Below are 15273 nucleotides of genomic sequence, written 5' to 3' on the forward strand. Positions count from 1 at the left end.
AAATGCAAAAGGCAATCGCAGGTAATTATGAAGTTATCGTAATTGGTGGTGGCCCTGCTGGCTCCAGTACAGCCACTTGGTTGGCTCAGCAGGGCCGGCGAGTATTGCTTCTGGAAGGAAAACGATTTCCCCGCCATCATATTGGTGAATCATTGCTTGCAATCTCGATTCCCTTGTTAAAGGAGTTGGGGGTTGAGCCAAAGCTCCAGGCAGCCGGTTTCTTGAATAAACAAGGCGCACTGTTTATTTGGGGTGAAACCAAAAATATACAAGAATTGAAAATGTCTTACCCTGGTTATGCATACCAGGTAGTTCGCTCCCATTTTGATCAGTTGTTATTAGATCAGGCTAGGGATCAGGGTGTCACGGTACTACAATCACACTGGGTTAGGCAATTGCTTTACGATGATGGGCGTGTTTGTGGTGTAAAGGTGTGCACTAAACACGGAAAGACGCACGAACTTCATTGTCGTTTTGTCGTCGATGCCAGTGGATTGGCGAAGTTTATCCCACGCCAACTAGGATTACCTCTTGAGCAAGATGGTCCCAAGCGTGTTGCACTTAGTGCCTATTACAGAAGAGCTTTGCGCCCGGCCCCACCGTATAGAAATCATATTCTAAGTGAGGCCGTACAAGACGGATGGCTTTGGTTTATTCCCCTTTCAGAAGACATTACAAGCGTTGGTTTTGTCAGTGATGCCGAAATTCTAACCTCCAATCCACAAGAGGTGTTGGAAGAACAGATTGCTACCGGCACACTGGTAAGAAAGATGTTGGAACCGGCGCTACTAGAGAGAGATGTTACTATATTGAATTACACCAATCACATAGTATCTGCCCCTCTTTGGGGTAATGGCTATGTACTTGTAGGAGACACAGCCTTTTTTGTCGATCCACTATTCTCTACGGGTGTTCATAGTGCACTTTATACAGCTAGTCTGGCATCGGCCGCTCTTGCCTCGGTTCTAACAAGCCAGGTGTCGGAAGAAGAGGCATGCACCTGGTATGAGTGGAAAACGCGCAAGTACTATGGGCGCATCAACACGACAATCAATCTCTTATACAGCCTACATCCAGATGATACACCTTTCTGGCGGCGACGTAATCAGGAGCAAATAACCGAAGAAAGAGCACGCCTCATTGTCAGGGAGTTAGGCCCAGAAGGTATTTCATTTTTTGCAAACGCTGTCCGTGTTGGCAACCTCTCACTACCTGAGTCTATTGCAAGACGTATATCAGAATTTACACCACAGGCTAACGGGCTTGTACCGATTATGACAAATCAGGTGGTTCAGTTAGCACCAGAAATAAGGTTTGCGACGAATTGGATGCGTTATCAGGGAAGATTGGTACCATCCTTTACCTTGATCCATACGCGCAACCGTGTGCTTCAGGTTGAATACCCTTTACACAGCTTTCGTGCTCGCTTATTGCAGGTTCTGGATGGTCAACGCGACTTGGCGGCTGGGATAGAGGCAGTTGCCCAATCCGGGTATGTGCCAACGACAAAAGACAGGCGCGAGGCGGGTATTTTTCTGACCGCACTGGCCAAAACAGGCTTATTACAGGTAAAATCGGTCGTGCCCCGGCAAATGCTAAGCCAGGATGGTCTTTCCAATGAGGTAAGAGATTATGAAGGTCCAGTACTATACACTGAGTCGTCATAGCAGGAAGACGTTAGAGCCTGATACGTTTCATCGCATGCCACATGAGCAAACAAACTGGCCTTTTAGTGCCTGGTTACTACGACCTTATTTGAACTTGACCCCTTATGAACAAGGCCCCATACATTCGCGTGGTATAGATGCTGCTTACAGGCAGCTAACTGACATCGAAATGACGGTTTTACCACTACAATCTCATCCTTCCTGCGTTCTCCGCCAAACAATAATAAGGGAAAACGACCTAGATCAATTCACAGTACAACATCCAAGAGAACTACCTGACCAGCTACGGACAGACCGTTGGCAGTATCTTGTTGAATGCATAGAGGCATATCCAGATTTGTGTCCCGAGCAGCAGATTCGACTGGTCACGTTGCTTGCACGTCTAGGATTCTATCATCTTATCATAGACCTTATACCTCCCGACATTAATGACCGGATTAGTCAGGACACATATAGCGCACGTATGGCTGCCAAACGGTGTATCGCTGTCCACAAATTAACTCCTGGCAAGCAAATTTATGTAGACATCTTAAGAGAAATTGCCCTTAGTGCGCCTGGGGATCATCACGTTCGTCTGTTAGCAGCAACAGCGCTGATCGTCTTTTTTGGCAGAAAGCGGTCTGATATCGAGGACATCAGGTATTGGGTGAAAATCGCCGAGAATGAGTATTGGTGTTTAGAGCCAGGAACAGATTGGCGTGACAGCGTCTATGCTAGTATGTATTGGCGCGCAGTAGCCTTCGAACCCTTCAACTCTGGCGACCGGCAGGCAACAGCCGAATACCTAGATCAGGCTGAACATTATGCGTATGCTGTTTCCGCAAACAGTGAAATACAAAAGATCGTACGTGACGAGAATATTCACCCACTGCTAGAAACACGCCGAAAGGAAGCCCTCTGGCTAAGAAACCTTGATCTTGCATACGAGCGGGCTAGAGCATTGGTTGAACACGATCCCTTTGATCCGAAAGTGCACATTCAGATGGGTGACGTGTTATTGACCCGAGACGACCCCATCCAGGCGCTAAAGGCTTATCGCCAAGCTGTTTTTCTAGGAACACCCTATACACCTTTTGCCTGGTTTATGATCGGCTACTGTGAGGAGGCCTTAGGGAATTTAGAAGAAGCTTGCTATGCCTATCAAAGCGCTTTAAGGATAGATCCATGGGGAATAACCCCGGCTCAAAGATTGATCAAAGTCGCCAGGCGACTCAACCAACCTGTTTTGGCGCAGTGGGCCGAAAATATACTAGAAACTGTGGGCATTCGCTACAAACTGACACGTAACGTAAAGTGAACCCCATTACCCTTTTCCTGGCAATGGGGGCGCGATTACCCGATTATTTTCTCAATGTCCAAACGCCCTGGGTAACCTGAAGGGCGACTTGACGATGCCGCAATCTCTCGCGCGTCTCCATGTCCACCTTATCTCCATAAGTTAACATAAACCTTGTTTCAATTTGTCTGTCTGCTCGCCCCAAATGTAGCGGAGTTTTCTGTTTGACGTTTCAATTCGTGCGTGCCAGTTGCGAACCCCATATACCTTTTGCGCGTATGGTAGCCGTCGTCTGGTGATCATGCTGGTGTTCTTCACCTTTCATGCTATTCGCCTTGTGACTGACCTGGACTTACCTTTCCTGCTCTTTGCGATCACGGGATTCCTATTCAATGCTCTATTCTCGGCGTTTGTCTGGATTTGGGCGCGCAAGCGTTCAAGTCAAGGGCCACGACGCCGACGAGCGGCAGATTTGATTTTAGGAGATGGCATAAGCTTTTTCTCGGCTGCCTGGCAATCCTGTGGATTGGTTGGGGCGCCTGGCTTTGCCCTGTACCCGGAAATCGTTTAGAAACTTGGCAACCAATCGTTTATTGCCGATCAGTCTTTTACCGTTCATGCCTTTCTTGTTCTTGGCTTCGTCTTCTTCCTGCTTGCCATGCAAATCGAATAAACAGTAATTTGCCTGAGCCCAATTCTGGGTCGGTGATCCATGGATGCGGTAAATCTGTGTCAAGAAACTGTCAAGAGAGAAACCTGGCCAGATAATTCATGATTGGCGCCAATTCTGGCGATGGTTACTAAACACTCACGGTGTCTTGACTGCTAGAGATCGCTACAATGGGATGGGCTGCGTATTCAGCAGCACGTTCGACGCAATCATGACGCTCGCGCAAAAGGGTGTGTTGTTTACAGCAAAATAAGGAGAACACGACAATGAAGGAATTATCCCACATAGAACAGTCGTCCTGTTGAGGATACTGTATCCGGTTTGGGCAGTTGTGGGTATGTTTGGATTGTTGTATGTAAATTCCCAGCTCGTTGTATCGGATGACGCTGTGGCTACTGCCAACAATCTTGTGTCGAACGAATTGCTCTTTCGTGCCGGCATTGTCAGTAACCTGATCACGCAACTTCTCTTTATCGTCATTCCTCTCTTTCTGTTCAGGCTGTTCGAGGAAGTGGACAGAATCCAGGCGCTGTTGATGGTAATCCTGGCTCTGGTCAGCGTTCCCATCGCCATGCTCAATGAACTGATGAACGTGGCGGCGCTGTTGACGACCAGCGATCCAGGTCAAATGCAGTTATTTGTTGATCTGAATGCACAGGGAGTTGCTATCGCCTCGATATTCTGGGGCTTGTGGCTTTTCCCGCTTGGAATATTGATTATTAGGTCAGGATATTTTCCCAAAATTGTGGGTTGGACGGTGATCATAGCCGGAATTGGCTATACGCTCGATTCCTTTCTGAAACTACTTGTACCGGAATTTGCGGCCCTCTCAGTGATATTTCAGGTTATGACCATTGGGGAGATCGTTTTCTTGCTTTGGCTAACAATCAAAGGTGCAAGGTTGCCCCGCGAGAACCAGTAAGAAGCTACCCTCGCCGGTGGTCTGGGTGTTGCCATGCGCCAAAACGCTGCCGCGTGGCAGATTTGATGTTGAGGGCTGGTATAAACGATTTCTCAGCCGTCTGGTAATCCTGTGGCCTTGCTGATGCACATGGCTATGCGCTGTACCCGGAAGTCGCGCAGGAACCTGGCAACCGATCCTTTATTGCCGGGCAGGCTTTTGCCGTTCATATCTTTTTCGTTCTTGCCTTGGTCTTCCTGCTGCTCGGCATGCAAGTGGATTAGAGCCAGAACGCCGTCATAGATGAGCCAGACGATAAACACAACCAGGTATTGTGAGCCATCCAATGATCCGTTAGCGACTGACGACGCCCCGTAAATCCGCTTCCTCACCCGTGACCATTGCCTTTGTTGGGCGCATGAGGGGCGGCATTTAGAAGCTGATACCCTTTGTCGAACAGCACCGGCGCCTGTTGGCTGACTTTCAGCGCCAGTTCCGGGCCTACTACTGCTTCAAAGGAAGGAATCCAGTCATTGACCATAGGGGGGCAGACTCTATCTTTTTACCCTTTGCGGCGTCAGGAATCGCCGTCCAATGATCTGGCGCGCAGGACCTGTTCACGCAGCCTTTCGTTTTCCGCGACCAGATCGTCTATGAGTTGCTCTTTCGCGCTTCCAGGTTCATCTCTGAGCCGGCTCCAACGTTCGTCTTTAACCGGCAGGTCGTTCAGGATCTCCGCCGGGGTTCGCTGCCAGAAGAGGCTGCCTTGCCACACGTTCACTTTACATCGTGTTTCATGTTTGCGCCCAAGTGCGTCCGTGAACTTCACGTTGTAGTGCTGGTTATCCCGATCATAGCCAACGAACTGGAATGAGATCGCAACCGGCTCGCCGCCGACCTGCCGGATCTCTGTTTCGATGCGCTTTTTGTTCCTCTGATCACGAATGGACATAAAAACCACAATCGCAATCACAACCAGCAGAAGTAGTCCGACACCAACCAGGGGTTCCATGCTATTCCTCCGATCGCCCGACGGATGCGGGCGTTTGATTGATGTGAAGGTGATCTGGCTCGCCTATATCTAACAATACGGCAGTAGGTCTCCGCAGGTTGCGCCTTCCAGATGGCGTCATCGGTTGTATATGTCGCTTCACAATGGTGTGGCGTTTGTCTGTTTATCGATTTCAACCCGCCGACACCTTTACGTGGTACGGCGCGTTCGCGGTAAAAAATCGAGAGCGTTAGCCACGCAAACGTCCGATTGCCGCGGCCACATCCTGTTGACCGATACGCTTCTGCTCTCAACGCAGGTTGTGGGCAAGGAGATAGTGACAAACATCATGCCCGTTAAGACCTGGTATATTTAATGGGCGTTATTGGACACCATCCTGGTGGCGACCGTACGCTGGCCTTTCCCGCCCCCCGCGGTGGTTGTGCTGTAGAAAAAGGGGAGAAACCCGATAGATCCTCAGGCTGGTTTTTGTTCCACTTCCGCTAGAATCAGGCGAATATTCTCATCAGAAAAGAAATGGTCGGGGTGAACGGTGCCGGCATCAATACCCAGAAAATGGTTCCGCTGCTGTGGGTTGTTGGCCATTGCTTCAAATATGCGTTTCATACGACCGGTGGGCAGTTCCAACTTCGCAACCTCCAGCGTCCGCCTGTAAATCGGCAACAGATACGCATCACGCTTTTGGTGATATGCCGCCAGCGCAGTGTCCATACAGCTTTCACCAGACAATCCGGTTATCAACGCGTCGGCCAGAAACTCGGCATCGTAAAAAGTGTTGCCGATGCCTTGCGCTGTAACGGAGTCCTTATGGCTGCCGGCATCACCTACCAGCGCCCACCCGTCTCCCCACGGTTTGCGGAAGAAGTTTGGTTGATACGGTGTTCCCTTGAATGGTTCCAGGCGCGTGCCGGCTGATAATCTTTCCACTGCGCCGGGTATTGCTTCCCACGCCTGCAAGAAGCTATGCGCGATGTTTTTGCGAAATGCCCCAAATTGATCCAGGCGTTGTTGCACCACCACAATAGTGGCCCGATCATTGGTCGGAATCATCGCCATGGCGCAGCCGTCGCGCACGTAGAGGTGCGCGTGCTCAATATCGATATTGTCCCAGTAGGAGTAGAAAGAGAAAGTCAGGCTGGGCACTGTGGAATATGCGTCCGCGTTAACCAGTCTGGCTACCGTTGACCGCATACCATCGGCGCCGATAACCAGGGACGCCTTCTCAACCACAGGTGATTTTGAGTGGCCCCGGTTGAGGATGCCGGCAACTTTGCCGTTATCGGTAATGAGTTCTTGCACCGGAAACCCACCTCGCCATTCTACCCCCGCTTCGATGGCGGCTTCCAACAGAACCGCATCCAGGACTGTTCGTCTACAACAAATCGTATCCGCGACGTCGCCGGCAGCCGGAGGCGCACCCGTAAATGAAAAATCCCCAAAATCCATTGAAATGTGTCTATATGGCTGGCATCCCCTGGGCAAGAGCCTGGACAATAACCCCCATTTTTCCAGACAGGCAAGACCGGACAATTGAACCGTATGTGTTGATAGGATATCGTTGGGTAGTCTGGCGCGATCGACCAGTAATACCCTTACTCCTGCGCGTGCCAACAAAAGGGCAATCGACGCTCCCGCGCAACGCGCGCCGACCACAATGACGTCGTATTTTTTACTGCTCATTTTTCACCGTACGGAAACCACAGGATGCCCGGCCCATTCTAACCTCACACCAGATTCGGGAATCGTTCTGAAATGACCTGCCGGGCAATTTCGAGTCTTTGATCAAAACTCCCGCTGATTCGAACAAAAGGGATGTCAAGCAGCTTCAACAACTCATCCGTTTTTGCATCCAATGCTTTTTGGAATGCTTGAGATGAATCTCGTATACCGTCGTCATAGAGGGGAAATTCTATAGGTAAATAGAAAATGAGATGGTAATGGTTGCGTATAATGCAGGCCGTTGCGTTCCCAATGGCGTTTACCAGCAACCTGTCTTGTTCGTTGTGACTGCGTTCTGCGTAAAGTTCGCTATGTGTTAACACGTCAAAGAGTGTACGATCCGCCACATAAGCCATCTGGCTGAATTCCAGGTCAAACTGCGAAAACCACATCGCTACCTGCGATAACAGTGTGGTCTCCAGACCGAGGGGAAATCCCAATTCCTGGACAGTCCTGGCCATTTCATCAATGATCGGTAGGCCGAGTTCGGACGCCAATGCCCTGGTAAATGTTGTTTTTCCTACGCCCTGGGCACCGGTTACGCCAATGCGCAATGTCGAGCCGTCTAGCGCAAGCCGCCTTTCGCGCCAGCGTGTCCTTGTGAATGGTGTGTGTGAATCAATACTGTTTGCCGGCGCCTGGTCGACCGGCTCTCTGCCGGCATACTCTTCTGATCGCATAGGATTATCTCACTTCCCCAAAAAGAAACTGCCGCGCATCTACGCCACCCATGTCATCGTATCAGCCCGACAGAACATCCTATCATTGGCTCCCCGAATGGATCTCCTGATAACCACGTGGTTTTGCCGTTACCACGCGCGTTACAATCAAGAATCCGCTCGCGCACAAAATGGCTGGAACAAGGAACGAACTTCTCACACCATACCGTTCGGCAACAACACCACTCAACACGCTTCCCAGAACAACCGCCACCAACTTGGCGCTGAAATAAGATGACGTCGCCAATCCCGCCTCGCCGTGACCCAATATTTGCGCGTGACCAATGCCTACGCCGATGACACTGGCCACCACAAAGGCGTACAAACCTTGCAGCAAATAGACATGCCAGATGGCTGTTGCATAAGCCAGGCACAGATAGTAAACAAAGCCGGCCACAGCGCCGGAAAGAACGACTTTCCCAGAGCCAAATCGGTCTGCCAGCACCCCTGCCAGGGGCATAAACAGGACCTGGAGTAGTGGAGAAATGGAAAATGCGGCTCCCAGTACATTGGGCGTAGCTTGCAGATTCTCTTCCAGAAAAATGGGTAAGAAGGCGACGCGCAAGACATCCCCACTTAGCAAGAATATGACCGCAATGCTGAATATAAGCAGTGGTGTCTGTTCGCGGCGAAACAATTGGCGTACATTTTGCAAAGCAGTGTTCTGATTTAGCGTTGAGCGGATGCTGGGTAAAAGCAGAATGCTCATCGCCGCACACAAAAAGTAGAGGGTGGTGGAAACCCGGAAAATATCTCTGGCATCGAGATGCAAAAGCAGGAATCCCCCCACAGCGGGTCCGGCTACCCATCCCATCGAGTACGCCATACGCAAGACGCTTGTGGTGGACGACACTGTTTGATGATCTACTGATTCATCCGCCACGTCCTTGGCCAGCGCGAATAATTGCGAATTGCCTATCTCTAGAGCAGAGAAGAATAAGATGCCTATGAGGCGCATTTGCATAAAGACGTTTGTTGAAGCCAATAAGGCGTATCCCAATCCCAACCAGATAAACCCCCCGAAAATCAACACGCGGCGGGATGAGAGGGAGTCAGAAAGCTTGCCAACCAGCAGGACGACAAAGACGCCGGCCAAAGCATTCAGAGCGAAATAGGAAGTCACGTCGAGCTTGGACGCGCCCAAAATGTCTGTCGCAAAAAGAGCCAGAACGGGAACGACTACAGAGGAGGCAATGGCGCTAAAAAATAGGAGGATAAATATCCACCGATAGGCAGATACAGAGACGATACGTTTTGCAATCAGCAACATAATATTCCTGAAGTGTGACTTTTCTGGTGCGACGCGCTTTTCTACGATGTTATGTAATCATCCCCAGATTACTTTTCCTTTTGGAATGGAGGCTTCAGCCGGCAATGTTGCCGGCCGAAGCCTCCACTCCGGGAACTTATTTATGGATGGTTACTTGGCAAAGCAAATGGCGTCTGTGCGCGCGTCGCGCCTCCGGAAGCTGAATAGTTGTCCGGAAGTTCTTAGCCGGTCATCGGGAGGACGGCGCAGCGCATGGTTGCATGGCGCGATGAGGAGCGGACAACCGCTTCTACAATAATGCGTGATGGTTTGCGACGACCTTCCTGAATGCCTGGATATAGAGATCAACGATTTCCTCATCTTTTGGGTCGTGCCATACGGGTAATTTCAGGCAACGACTATGAAAGTTCTCGGCCACCGGAAAATCTCCCGCGCGATAATTAAGCTGCCCGTTATAACCGGGGAACAGTTGCCCCGGATCCTGGAACAGTGGGTGATAATTGAGAGGACAGGTGGAACCAGGACGATCAAGTTCCTTGCACCCCTCCGCCTGCAACGCATCGTAAAATCTCTCAATTGGTAGCCCACCCAATTCTTCTGCTTGATATTGCATGACGAATGCGTACCACGTGTGTGTGGCCTGATTGGGTGTCACGGGGACTCGGATGCCGGGTAGGTCCGCCAGCGCCGTAACCATCTTCTGAGCCATTTTTTGCCGGCCCGCCAGAATCTGCGGTAACCCGGCAAACTGCTGTTTGGCAATGGCGGCGGCAACAGGATGTATGCGTAATTTCAAGCCCATGCCGGTGGTGGCATATCGAGCAAGAGGATGCGCGCTGGGGATTTCCGTTTTACACCTCTTGTTATAATGTCCCAGCAGCAACGCCCGGTAGAATATCTCGTCGTTATCGGTCAGTAGAATGCCGCCTTCTCCGCCGGTTACTGTTTTCTGCCCTTGCAGGCTAAAAGCGGACGCGTCGCCAAATGTTCCTACCAGTTGGTCGTTGTAGGTAGCGCCGTGCGCGTGCGAGACATCCTCGAAGAGTTGCAGATTGTGCCGTGCTGCAATCGCCGATATGGCGTCCATTTCGCAGGGTAATCCCCACATATGGGTTACTACAATGGCCTTTGTGCGCTCTGTGATTTTGGCCTCAATGGCATCGGGGTCAAGGTTCCCATCTTCGCGGCAATCAACCAGGACGGGGATCGCGCCGGTAAAGAAAATGGGCGTTATTGTGGCGTAGAAGGTATACGCCGGACATAGGACCTCGTCTCCCGGCGAGAAGTTTGCCCCGACGAAGACTGAATGCAGCGCTGCCGTGCCGGAACTCGTCAGAAGTGCGTGTTTGCGGTTATGGTAGTCAGCAAATTGGTCTTCCAGTTCAGCAATAATGCCGCTTTTATTGTAGATAGAAATGCCGGCACCCAACTGCCTTTCAACGACCGCTCTTGTCTTTTCTGAGATGGGAGGCCATACAAAATGGCTCCGATTTATGTTAACGGTTTTCTCTCCACCATTGATGGCTAACCGGGTAGACATAATTCCTCCAATTGGTTTGGGTCTACATAATGTTTTGATTTTTGGGACAGATAGCAGGCATCAATGAACCGCGCATGCTGCAAGTGGTTCGCAGGAGACCCAAAATTATCACGTTTCCCGTCAAGCACTTTACAGAAGTAATCGATCTGTTTCGCAGCCGTCATAGACCACGAAAGCTCACGGGTCACTGTTTCAATGGTCTCCCCACTGTTGCGCATGCGCTTGATATAATTCCTGCCCAATTCGACAATTCCTTTTGAACCGACGACCTTAACGTACTCAGTCTTTGGGGGGTAATTTCGAGACAAGATCAAAACACCCTGGAGACCCTGTTCGTAACCAAAAAGAACGGTGGACGTGATTTCGGGCGCAGAAGATGCCTTGAAATCAGCCAGGATACGGTTTGGCAAGCCAAAATACCATATCAGAACGTCAACCATGTGATACCCCATATCAATGAGCGTTCCGCCGCCCGAACGACATTTGTCTCCTCGCCACCCCAGCAGAGGGTTGTCTAAGAACATGGCGTATTTTGCTTCTACAAATTCCAGCTCGCCGATTTCGAGGACCAATCGGGAAAACAGTTCATAAATCGGATTGAACCTTCTTTGGAGTGTCGTCATCAAGTTAATGTTGCCGGTGTCACACAACTCCTTGAAGTAGACAGCTTCCTGGAGATTCCTGGCGAAGGGCTTTTCCTTGAGAACGTGAACGCCGGCGCCTGCCGCACATTCGATGATGCCTTTGTAGACATCATGAGGGGCGACTGCAATAACAAAATCCAACGATTCACGTTCAAGCAACCGGCGATAATCGCCATATCCGGTGACGCCCAATTTCCTGGACCAATCCGCTACCTGCTGTTCGTTGATATCGCAAACGGCTACTAACTCAGCATCCGTGGCAAATGCCAGCCCTGGTATGTAATCTGAGGTTGCCTGACTTCCCAAACCAATTAGCCCAACCCGTTTCTTCATCGATATTTCTTCACCTTTTTCCGTTTGGGTATTTCCCCGCCGTAGAGGATGTACGCTGATGCGGCAATAGCAAAATGTACAGGCGCGCACACTTCCGGGTGTGTTCGGCCATAATCACACGCATACAGATGAGCCGCGCCGCTGGACCTTGGAGGCTACTTCTGGTGTATCATTTCTAATGCCTGTTTCACCAGATCGTATATAACGGTATCCCCCTCCGCCCTGTTTTCTTTTAGGATTTCTATATCGGCCAACCCCACCCAACGAAATTCTGTGAATTTCTCTACTTCAATTTCAGGCGCGTTCATATCTCCGCTTACGTCTACCAGGAAGTCAAACTCTCGCTTTTTCACCACCTTGCCGTCTTTTACCAGTTCCCAGTCGAAAACTTTTACAATATCAGCAAGCTGCACAAGTTCCCACCCTGTTTCCTCTTGGATTTCTCGCGCCAGCGCATCATAAAGCGTCTCGCCTGCTTCAACGTGTCCGCCGGCAATGTCCCAGCAGCCAGGAAACGCCTTCCGATCGTCGGCGCGTTTCTGAGCGAAGATGGCTCCTTTTTGGTTAGCGATTAATGCGCCAACCACGCATTCCCGCATCTCCGCTCCCGCTTGTGCTTGCAATCTGGATAAACTGCTGGAATCGTAACTAGTTCTTTTTGTATCGGACATATTTTCCCCTTAATTTAGAATCTAACCTGCAGGAGGTATCGCCTTCGGCCTGTAATGACGTCTGGGAGGCAGCAGATGAAATGGATAACGTTAAAGTTTCCGGATGCCGGCAAACAAAAATCGTTTTTCGGCCGCAAGTCAAGAGAATCTCCCGATTCGTGGCAGAAAATGCTGTTGAGCGAATGGCACTTGACCGACCAATGCAGAAAACTACTTTGGGATTGAATCCGACAATTCTAATCATTCAGAAACTATTCGACAAGATTCTTTTAACGCTACGCCGTATCAATAGGTACATTGTACTATCCTGGCAACCAGGTCCTGAAACGGGCAGGGGCCTGACATCGGATGTGATTGTTTCTGCGCCTGGCTACTGCGCCTGGCAGATGCCGGGCAAACGAGAGCAGTTCGCAGCAAAGCGCGGCAGCGCACCCCCTTGATGCACACATTCCTGGACCTGGTAACCGTCCATGGATAAGTTCCCGGAGTGGCAGCCTTAGCCGGCCACGTTATCGGCTGAAGCTGCCATGCCGAAGGGGGAAGTGGTTTTGGGATGGTTACCTGCCGGCAGCCGAAATCGGGACTCCTTGAACGCGATTTGCGATTTGATGCCCATGCGTGGACAATAATCCGTATATTTCGAACCAATGAACCAATACGCCACTTGCAGGTGTGATGCGCCTTTCAGACAGGTTGTATTTGCGAGAGAAGGTTATGTTAATTCTTGGTTTTGAACCATGCCGAATTTTGGTATTATGCAGCGTGTTTTGTTGAATAAGGCCAATCCAGAAAACTAATGATCCAGAAGAGGCGTGATTTTGGGGATTGGCTTGAGGCGTTTTCGGTACGGAATGGGATCGTTTAACTTGCTGATAGCATGAAAGAGACAGGATGGGAATGCAATGACGACGGGTAAGAAGCCGCTAACATTGCTGGCTCAGGTGCGGCAGGCTGGGTGATTGCCCGGCTGTGTCCCTGGGGGACCAAGAGATTGCTTCTGGTATCAAGTGTATGGCAAGGTAGCGCATGAAGGAAATGATTGATGGGATTACGGCGGTGGCGGGGATTCGCGTGGGGCATGCGCAGGATGAGGCGGCGCTGACGGGTTGCACGGTGGTGCTGTGCGAGACGGGGGCAGTGGGGGGCATCGACCGCCGCGGTGGGGCGACGAGTACGCGGCAGGCGGATGGTCTGGAGCCGTGGCACGTGGTGGGGGGCGTGCATGCGGTGCTACTGACGGGCGGTTCGGCGTTTGGCCTGGGGGCGTCCAGCGGCGTGATGCGCTACCTGGATGAGAAGGGGATCGGGTACGGCGTGGGCGCGGCGCGGGTTCCGATTGTGGCGGCGGCGGCGCTGTTTGACCTGGCGCTGGGGCAGGGCAAGGCGTGGCCGGATGCGGCTATGGCGTATGAAGCGTGTGTGCGGGCGGGGGCGGAGATGCCGGCACAAGGCAGCGTCGGCGCGGGTATCGGAGCCACAGTCGGCAAGATTCACGGCCTCAAACAGGCCACCAAAGGAGGCATCGGCACAGCCGCCCGGCGCGTCGGCAGCACCGACCTGATTGTGGGCGCGCTCGTGGCCGTCAACCCCTTTGGCGACGTCGTGGACCCGGAGAACGGACGCATTATCGCCGGGGCGCGGCGAAAGGAGCCACATCCCGGCAGCCCTTTTGCCGACTCCATGCAACTGCTCGCCGACTGGGCCAATCGCGGCTATCCGCGCCCGCCCACGCCGCCGCTGGATAGCACCGTCATCGGCGTGGTGGCCACAAACGCCCGCCTGACGAAGATAGAAGCGACGAAAGTGGCGCAAATGGCGCAAGATGGCCTCGCCCGCGCCGTGCGTCCGGCGCACCTTATGTTTGATGGCGATACGATTTTTACGCTGGCGACGGGCGAAGTGGAGACCCACGTCAACGTCGTGGGCGCGGTAGCCGCGGAGGTGTTCGCGGCGGCCATTGTGCGTGGCGTGCAGGCGGCAGTGAGTATGGGGGGTCTCCCCGCTGCCGACGACATGGCCTGACTCAAATAGGGACGGTCACTTACGCGCCGCTGAGTTCGACCATTTCCCCTGTTACGGTAAAAACCACCCGTTCGCAGATATTCACGGCGCGGTCGGCGGACCGCTCCAGGTTGTGCGCCGCCCAGAGGATGCTGTTGGCGTTGTCCGTGATGCCTGGGTTTTTCATGATGGCCGCAATCAGGGCGCGATAAATCTCTTTGTATCCCTCATCAACAAGATCATCTTGCTCAGGAATTTGCCGCGCCAGGGCCACGTCGCGCCAGGCAAACGCTTCCAACGATTGATGCACCATGCGGCTGGCGACCTGCGCCATGTCGGTGAGTGTGCCCATGTACGCCTCATGGGGAAAGTCGTGGTCCAGGGCGGTGTTGATGCGGGCAATCCCCTTGGCGTAATCCCCGATCCGTTCCAGTTCGGTGACGATTTCTAGCACGGCGGCCAGCGTGCGCATGTCGCGGGCCACGGGTTGCTGCCGCGCAATCAATGAGAGAACATTGCTTTCAATGGCGAAACGCTTCTCGTTGACGCGCCGGTCCCATTCCACGAGGCGGCGGGAGCCGGCCATGTCGCGGCGGCGCAACACCTGTACGGCATCAATGAGGGCGCCCTCAACCATGCTGCCCAGACTGAGGACATCATCCTGGACGTGTTGCAGGTCTCGATCAAAATTTTGCCTGGTTATCATGGGGTATTTTCCTCATGGACGTGTATGTCAGAAACTGGACATTGGTGTTTGGGGAGTGGGGTTTCAGCCGCCCCACCTATGACGGTTTGACCCGGCTAAAGCCTCGACTCCGGCCACCATATGTGGATTTCGCCAGACGCCGGT

The 15273-nt window shown here is 52.1% G+C and carries 16 protein-coding genes; 5 read left to right on the plus strand and 11 right to left on the minus strand.

Features of this window, described 5'->3' with window-relative positions:
* Positions 1-2: 2 nt before the first annotated feature.
* Together H6650_14575 and H6650_14580 are read left to right on the plus strand one after the other, a co-directional pair.
* Entirely contained in the window at positions 3-1667 is a 1665-nt protein-coding gene (locus H6650_14575) for a tryptophan 7-halogenase (GenBank protein MCB8953227.1), read from the plus strand.
* A gap of 463 nt (positions 1668-2130) precedes the next feature.
* Positions 2131-2964: a tetratricopeptide repeat protein gene (locus tag H6650_14580; protein MCB8953228.1), complete on the plus strand. Its 834-nt coding sequence runs from the start codon at positions 2131-2133 to the stop codon at positions 2962-2964.
* 457 nt (positions 2965-3421) lie between these two features.
* Here the strand turns inward: H6650_14580 and H6650_14585 are convergent, their stop codons facing one another.
* Entirely contained in the window at positions 3422-3679 is a 258-nt protein-coding gene (locus tag H6650_14585; GenBank protein MCB8953229.1) for a hypothetical protein, read from the minus strand.
* A gap of 271 nt (positions 3680-3950) precedes the next feature.
* On the opposite strand from H6650_14585, the gene H6650_14590 reads away from it, so the two are divergent.
* Complete coding sequence (locus H6650_14590; protein MCB8953230.1) at positions 3951-4535, plus strand: DUF4386 domain-containing protein; 585 nt, start codon at positions 3951-3953, stop codon at positions 4533-4535.
* A gap of 92 nt (positions 4536-4627) precedes the next feature.
* Here H6650_14590 and H6650_14595 read toward each other — a convergent pair whose 3' ends face one another.
* From H6650_14595 to H6650_14635, 9 genes are all read right to left on the minus strand, one after another.
* Positions 4628-4837, minus strand: a complete 210-nt coding sequence (locus H6650_14595) for a hypothetical protein (GenBank protein MCB8953231.1) — start codon at positions 4835-4837, stop codon at positions 4628-4630.
* Between the two features lie 65 nt (positions 4838-4902).
* Positions 4903-5055, minus strand: coding sequence for a hypothetical protein (locus tag H6650_14600; protein ID MCB8953232.1), 153 nt, complete (start codon positions 5053-5055; stop codon positions 4903-4905).
* A 36-nt stretch (positions 5056-5091) separates the two neighbouring features.
* Entirely contained in the window at positions 5092-5526 is a 435-nt protein-coding gene (locus H6650_14605) for a hypothetical protein (GenBank protein MCB8953233.1), read from the minus strand.
* Positions 5527-5982: 456 nt separating this feature from the next.
* On the minus strand, positions 5983-7206 hold the full coding sequence (locus H6650_14610) for an FAD-dependent monooxygenase (GenBank protein ID MCB8953234.1): 1224 nt from the start codon (positions 7204-7206) through the stop codon (positions 5983-5985).
* Positions 7207-7250: 44 nt separating this feature from the next.
* Complete coding sequence (locus tag H6650_14615) at positions 7251-7925, minus strand: AAA family ATPase (protein ID MCB8953235.1); 675 nt, start codon at positions 7923-7925, stop codon at positions 7251-7253.
* Positions 7926-8007: 82 nt separating this feature from the next.
* Positions 8008-9234 carry an MFS transporter gene (locus tag H6650_14620; GenBank protein ID MCB8953236.1) on the minus strand — a complete coding sequence of 409 codons (1227 nt, stop codon included), beginning with the start codon at positions 9232-9234 and terminating at the stop codon, positions 8008-8010.
* Positions 9235-9523: 289 nt separating this feature from the next.
* A complete protein-coding gene (locus H6650_14625) occupies positions 9524-10774 on the minus strand; it encodes a DegT/DnrJ/EryC1/StrS family aminotransferase (GenBank protein MCB8953237.1) in 1251 nt (416 codons plus the stop codon).
* Positions 10759-11751 (minus strand): Gfo/Idh/MocA family oxidoreductase, encoded by a 993-nt coding sequence (locus H6650_14630; protein ID MCB8953238.1) that lies wholly within the window; start codon positions 11749-11751, stop codon positions 10759-10761. The genes H6650_14625 and H6650_14630 overlap by 16 nt, the downstream gene beginning before the upstream one ends.
* Positions 11752-11906: 155 nt before the next feature.
* Positions 11907-12422: an NUDIX domain-containing protein gene (locus tag H6650_14635; GenBank protein MCB8953239.1), complete on the minus strand. Its 516-nt coding sequence runs from the start codon at positions 12420-12422 to the stop codon at positions 11907-11909.
* Positions 12423-12502: 80 nt separating this feature from the next.
* Here H6650_14635 and H6650_14640 point away from each other — a divergent pair, with 80 nt between their 5' ends.
* Together H6650_14640 and H6650_14645 are read left to right on the plus strand one after the other, a co-directional pair.
* Positions 12503-12862, plus strand: a complete 360-nt coding sequence (locus tag H6650_14640; protein ID MCB8953240.1) for a hypothetical protein — start codon at positions 12503-12505, stop codon at positions 12860-12862.
* A gap of 586 nt (positions 12863-13448) precedes the next feature.
* Positions 13449-14444, plus strand: coding sequence for a P1 family peptidase (locus H6650_14645; protein MCB8953241.1), 996 nt, complete (start codon positions 13449-13451; stop codon positions 14442-14444).
* Positions 14445-14463: 19 nt separating this feature from the next.
* On the opposite strand, the gene phoU is transcribed toward H6650_14645, so the two are convergent.
* A complete protein-coding gene (gene phoU / locus H6650_14650) occupies positions 14464-15129 on the minus strand; it encodes a phosphate signaling complex protein PhoU (GenBank protein MCB8953242.1) in 666 nt (221 codons plus the stop codon).
* Between the last annotated feature and the right edge of the window lie 144 nt (positions 15130-15273).

It is taken from the genome of Ardenticatenales bacterium (assembly GCA_020634515.1).
GTDB lineage: Bacteria > Chloroflexota > Anaerolineae > Promineifilales > Promineifilaceae > JAGVTM01.